This is a genomic window from Methylomagnum sp. (assembly GCF_054333355.1).
The window spans coordinates 1-4,990 of the sequence record NZ_JBTEKS010000327.1; the positions used below are offsets into that span (position 1 = coordinate 1).

The following is a 4,990-nucleotide window of genomic DNA, read 5'->3' on the forward strand; positions in this document are numbered from 1 at the left end:
CTCCGCCCAGCGAACGGCGGCTGGCTCTGGCCTCGCTGGCTGAGCGGAGTCGAAGCCAGCGGGGCCGGAGCCTGATTCAACTTAATGGCGGTGTGCCTTCAACCGCGCTTAAATTTCCGGTGCGCGCAGGCCGCCACCGAAAGCCTCAAGCCTCACCCCTCCCGCCACCGCCCTTCGCGTCGGTTTCCCCTCGCCCAACACCAAGGCCGTGATTCCGTCCGCCGAAACCGGCCTGCTGATATGGTAGCCCTGCACCGAATCACAGCCACGCCGCGTCAGGATTCCATCTGCTCCGCCGTCTCCACGCCCTCCGCAACCGTCATCAGGCGCAGGCTTCGGGCCATGGCGAGAATGGCCTCGGTGATGGCGCTGGCATCGCCGTCGTCGGGCAAGTCGGCGATGAAGCTCCGGTCAATCTTGAGCTTGGCGATGGGCAGCTTCTTCAAATAGCTGAGGGAGGAATAGCCCGTGCCGAAATCGTCCACCGCAAGGCCCAATGGGCGATGGGCAGGATCATGCCGCTCTCTTCGGCCACCGGAATGAATTCGTCGGGGGTGATGGGACCATTCGGCGATTGCCAGCGCAGCAAGGACTCTACCCCCGTGGTTCGACGGGATTCCAGATCGAAGATGGGTTGGTAAACCAAGTGGAACTCGCCCCGTTCCAGGGCGCGGCGGAAGCCAGTTTCCAGTTCCAGGCGGCGGGCGGCGTGTCGATTTAGCTCCTTGGAGAAGAACTGGAAATTGTTCCGGCCCTGCTCCTTGGCGTGGTACATCGCGGTGTCGGCGCTTTTCAGCAGGAATTCTAGATCGGTGCCGTCGTCCGGATAGAGGCTGATGCCGATGCTGGTGCTGACGTAAATTTCCCGGCCTTCAACCATGAACGGCGGCTCCAGCGCTTCAAGCAGGCGCCGCGCCGTCTCGGCGGCGGCGTTTTGGTCGCCTGTCTTCAAGAATCAGGGCGAATTCGTCGCCACCCAGACGGCACAGCAGGTCGGATGCCCGCAGGGCCTCGGAAAGTCGGCGGGTCACGCCGAACAGCAATTGATCGTCGGCGGGGTAGCCGAAGGTGTCGTTGATGAACTTGAAATTATCGAGGTCCAGGAACACAGCGCCAAGCGGCCATGGTGGCACCTCATGCGGGCCAGCATTCCCTCCAGGCGTTGGTTGAAGACGTTGCGGTTGGGTAGTTGGGTCACGGTATCCACATACGCCAAGCGGTGCAGCTCGCGCCTGGCTTGGGAAACCGGCAGTGTTCTCGACATGGATATGAAGAGCATTAACTTTCTGATTATAAAAGACTTGATAGGTTCTGAATCCACGCCTGGGACACTGCCCTCACTTCCGACCTCTTTCGTAGGTCTTTTCCGGCGATTCCACAAGCCTTGTTTGCCCCCTTGTTGATGCAGCTTCCGCCAAGGTGTAGGTTACGTCGCCAATTCCCACACCGCTGAGGTTCCCGCGCCATGAAAGAAATCGTCAACCCCCTGTACGTCCCCCTGTTGCAATCCGACGCCAAGGAGCCTCCCGCGATTCGCGGCGTCACGCCGGGCGGCGGCGAGAACGTCATCGACGCCTCCACCTTCCAGTCCATCGAGGTGGACAAGCTGTTCGACAGCGTCAACCACGCCACCACCCTGACCGGCCAAGCGACGCTGTACCGCTCGCTGGCGCGGCCCCTGGCCTCGGGCGATTTGATCCGGGCCAAGCAGGACGCGGTGCGGGAGATTGAATCGAACGAAGCCCTGCGAAAAGGTTTGGAACTCTTATTACAACAGGCCAAGGCGTTGGAAAAGGATTTCTATGACCTGCTGTTCGGCAGCTTCATGGGCATGTTCAGCTCGCCCGCCCACACGCTGGAAATCGAGGGCTACGGCTACGCCACCTACATCCGGGGCACCCGTTTCATGCTCAGCCTGGTGGATGCGGCCCATCGCCTGCCGGTGCCGGAAAGCGAGTACCTGCGGATTCTGGTGGACGATTTGAAGGATTTCGCCAAGTCCCGCGCCTACGCCCTAGCGCACGGCCCGGCCTATCGCACCGAGAAGGGCATGGCGACCCAGGCCGAGAAGGGCTGGTTCACGCCGGGGGTCCGGTTCCGTCCGTCGCTGTTTAAGCCAGTGGGGCTGGCGGTGATGGTGCTTGTCATCCTGCTGCTGATGGAATTCATCCCGGTGGTGTTCGGTATGTTCGGCTCGCTCGGGCCGGCGGTCTGGCTGTTCATGCTGCCGATGGCGCTGCTGTATATCCCGATTGTCGGCGGCTTTGACCGGGACGGCTGCATCTATCCGTTGCGGGACATCTTCAAGAAATCCCGCGACGTGCAGAACTTCGTGGACAGCCTCGGCATGGTGGACGAGCTGATGAGCTTCATCCGCCTCAAAGAAGGCTTCGGCCATCCCATGGTGCTGCCGACCGTGGTGGACGCCGACCAGCATTGCATTGTGTTGAAGGACGTGCGCAATCCCATTCTAGGCAAAGGCAACCCGGACTATGTCCCCAATGATCTGGCGCTGAAGGAGGCGCGATTGACCCTCGTCACCGGACCCAACAGCGGCGGCAAGACGGCCTTCTGCAAGACCCTGGCCCAGACCCAGTTGCTTGCCCAGATCGGCGGCTACGTCCCGGCGGAACAGGCCGAACTCTCCGCCGCTGACCGTATTTATTACCAGATGCCGGAAATCAGCCATTTGGCCGACGGGGAAGGGCGCTTCGGCACGGAACTCCGCCGCACCAAGGACATCTTCCTCGCCACCACGCCGAAGAGCCTGGTCATCATGGACGAACTCTCGGAAGGCACCACCCACGAGGAGAAGATCGAGATTTCCATGAACATCCTCGACGGCTTCCGCCAGAAGGGCAACAACACCATCCTCATCACCCACAACCACGAACTGGTGGACCGTTTCCAGCAAAAAAAGATTGGTCTGGCCCGGCAGGTGGAGTTCAAGAACGACCAGCCCACGTATCGTTTGATCGAGGGCATTTCCAGGGTCAGCCACGCCGACCGGGTGGCGAAGAAGATTGGGTTCTCGAAGGAGGACATCGCCCGTTATTTGACGGGGAAAGCCTGATGAAATGGCTGTGCGTTGGATTGATGCTGGCCTTGCCGTTGGCGGCGGTGGCCGAGACCTGGTCCGGCAAGGTGGCCAGCGTGCAGACCGGGGACCGCCTGACGGCCAAGCGGGGCAAGTCCCTCGTGAAGGTCCGGCTAGCCGGTATCGAAGCCCCGCAGTTACAGAAGCGCGGTGGCAAGGATTCCCGCCTGTCCCTGTCGGGCTTATGCAAGAGCAACCGCAAGCTCACCGTCGAAGTGACCGCGCCGCCGGTGAAGGGCGTTGTCACCGGAAAGGTCTATTGCAATTGGAGCGGAAAATTCTATGCCGACGCGGGACTCTATCAAGTGGAGCAAGGCATGGCCGCGTTGCTCGCGTCGGAAACCGATCCCGATTACGTGCGGGCGCAGGCCCAAGCGCAATTCAAGTGCATCGGTATTTGGGCTGGCTCCGGGGTTCATTGCCCGTCTAGTTCGCCGGTCTTCACTTGCGATGGGCGGGTTTATTGCTCGCAAATGACCTCGTGTTCAGAGGCGACATATTTCTTGAATAACTGTCCGGGCACCAAAATGGATGGGGATAATGATGGGATTGCTTGCGAACAACAGTGGTGCAATTAAGTTCGTCGTAGGCCGAGGCAGAATATGAGCAAGCAAACGGTTTACGTTGAAACCTCCATCGTCAGTTACCTTACCGCCCGACCATCAAGCGACCTGATTGTGGCGGCGCATCAGAAGGCCACACAAGATTGGTGGTTGGAACGTCGCCATCAATTCGAGCTCCGAGTTTCGGAGTTCGTTTTGGGTGAGGCGAGCAACGGAAATCCCGAAGCGGCAGAGAAGAGATTGGCGGCGCTTGTGGGCATTCAGCAATTAGAGCTATTGCCCATTGTGGAAACCTTGGCGTCGGCGTTATTGGCAAACGGAGCCGTTCCGCCAAAGGCACGCCTGGATGCTTTCCATATTGCGACCGCGTCGGTTCATCGCGCCGATTATTTGTTGACGTGGAATTTCCGGCACATCGCCAATGCCGAACTATGGCCTAGTATCAGGGCAGTGTGTGAAAGCATGGATATCAGAATGCCGAACATTTGCTCACCCCTGGAATTATTGGAAAACCGATGAAGGAGACTCAGATGTGGCGCGACCCAATCATTGAAGAGATACATCGAACCCGCGAGAAAATCGCCGCCGCCTACGGGAACGATATGCACGCCATTTTTTTGGCCGCCCAACGTGGAGAGTTGGCAAAGGCGCTCGACCCAAGCGGTCTGCATTTGGCTGAGGATAAGTTTGATTCCGCGACCAGCCCTTCCACCAAACCGCCGGAGAGTGCGGCGACTGAACACAGGCATTAAGCGGTTAATCCCATGCTCCAAATCCACCAAATCCTCGTCATGGAGGATAACTACGTTTACCTGCTCCACGACCCGGCTAGTCTAGCCACGGCGGTGGTCGATCCCGCCGAGGCCGAGCCGGTACTGGCCGCGCTGGATGAGAAGGGCTGGAACCTCACCCACATCCTCAACACCCACCATCATTGGGACCATGTGGGCGGCAATCTCACCCTGAAACAGCAAACCGGCTGCCGGGTGTTCGGCGCCGAGCGGGACCGGGGCCAGATTCCCGGCCTGGATGTGGGCGTGCGGGAGGGCGATGTGGTCGAGTTGGGCCAGATCAAGGCTCAGGTGTTGGACGTGCCGGGCCATACGCAAGGTCATCTCGCCTACTGGTTCCCCGACGAGCTAGCCCTGTTCTGCGGTGACACGCTGTTTGCCATGGGCTGCGGGCGCTTGCTGGGCGGGACGGCGGAACAGATGTGGCGTTCGCTGGACCGCATCAGCCAGTTGCCGCCCGACACCCGTATCTACTGCGCCCACGAATACACCCAGGCCAATGGCCGGTTTGCGCTGACTGTCGAGCCGGGCAATCTGGC

7 protein-coding genes and 1 pseudogene are annotated in these 4,990 nt (G+C 60.1%); 5 read left to right on the forward strand and 3 right to left on the reverse strand.

Annotated elements, in window-relative coordinates; all coding sequences use genetic code 11:
* Window positions 1-275 precede the first annotated feature (275 nt).
* The 3 genes and pseudogenes from ACXWUF_RS18360 to ACXWUF_RS18370 all read right to left on the reverse strand — a co-directional run.
* The gene (locus tag ACXWUF_RS18360; protein WP_458496053.1) at window positions 276-485 is read right to left on the reverse strand and encodes an EAL domain-containing protein; all 210 of its coding nucleotides are present in this window, start codon (window positions 483-485) and stop codon (window positions 276-278) included.
* Window positions 443-775, reverse strand: coding sequence for an EAL domain-containing protein (locus ACXWUF_RS18365; protein ID WP_458496059.1), 333 nt, complete (start codon window positions 773-775; stop codon window positions 443-445). Before ACXWUF_RS18365 ends, ACXWUF_RS18360 begins: the two co-directional genes overlap by 43 nt.
* A gap of 21 nt (window positions 776-796) precedes the next feature.
* A pseudogene (locus tag ACXWUF_RS18370) lies at window positions 797-1,133 on the reverse strand (diguanylate cyclase domain-containing protein); the annotation flags it as partial.
* Window positions 1,134-1,465: 332 nt separating this feature from the next.
* On the opposite strand from ACXWUF_RS18370, the gene ACXWUF_RS18375 reads away from it, so the two are divergent.
* From ACXWUF_RS18375 to gloB, 5 genes are all read left to right on the forward strand, one after another.
* Complete coding sequence (locus ACXWUF_RS18375; RefSeq protein WP_458496054.1) at window positions 1,466-3,073, forward strand: MutS-related protein; 1,608 nt, start codon at window positions 1,466-1,468, stop codon at window positions 3,071-3,073.
* A complete protein-coding gene (locus ACXWUF_RS18380) occupies window positions 3,073-3,675 on the forward strand; it encodes a thermonuclease family protein (protein WP_458496055.1) in 603 nt (200 codons plus the stop codon). Before ACXWUF_RS18375 ends, ACXWUF_RS18380 begins: the two co-directional genes overlap by 1 nt.
* Window positions 3,676-3,699: 24 nt before the next feature.
* Complete coding sequence (locus ACXWUF_RS18385) at window positions 3,700-4,179, forward strand: type II toxin-antitoxin system VapC family toxin (protein ID WP_458496056.1); 480 nt, start codon at window positions 3,700-3,702, stop codon at window positions 4,177-4,179.
* A gap of 11 nt (window positions 4,180-4,190) precedes the next feature.
* On the forward strand, window positions 4,191-4,412 hold the full coding sequence (locus ACXWUF_RS18390; RefSeq protein ID WP_458496057.1) for a hypothetical protein: 222 nt from the start codon (window positions 4,191-4,193) through the stop codon (window positions 4,410-4,412).
* 12 nt (window positions 4,413-4,424) lie between these two features.
* A partial coding sequence (gene gloB / locus ACXWUF_RS18395; protein WP_458496058.1) for a hydroxyacylglutathione hydrolase occupies window positions 4,425-4,990 on the forward strand: 566 nt, incomplete at its 3' end.

Bases quoted from the DNA above. Each gene is read 5' to 3' on its own strand.
- ACXWUF_RS18365 (WP_458496059.1), bottom strand. From the start codon at position 775: ATGTACCACGCCAAGGAGCAGGGCCGGAACAATTTCCAGTTCTTCTCC.
- ACXWUF_RS18375 (WP_458496054.1), top strand. From the start codon at position 1,466: ATGAAAGAAATCGTCAACCCCCTGTACGTCCCCCTGTTGCAATCCGAC.
- ACXWUF_RS18380 (WP_458496055.1), top strand. From the start codon at position 3,073: ATGAAATGGCTGTGCGTTGGATTGATGCTGGCCTTGCCGTTGGCGGCG.
- ACXWUF_RS18385 (WP_458496056.1), top strand. From the start codon at position 3,700: ATGAGCAAGCAAACGGTTTACGTTGAAACCTCCATCGTCAGTTACCTT.
- ACXWUF_RS18390 (WP_458496057.1), top strand. From the start codon at position 4,191: ATGTGGCGCGACCCAATCATTGAAGAGATACATCGAACCCGCGAGAAA.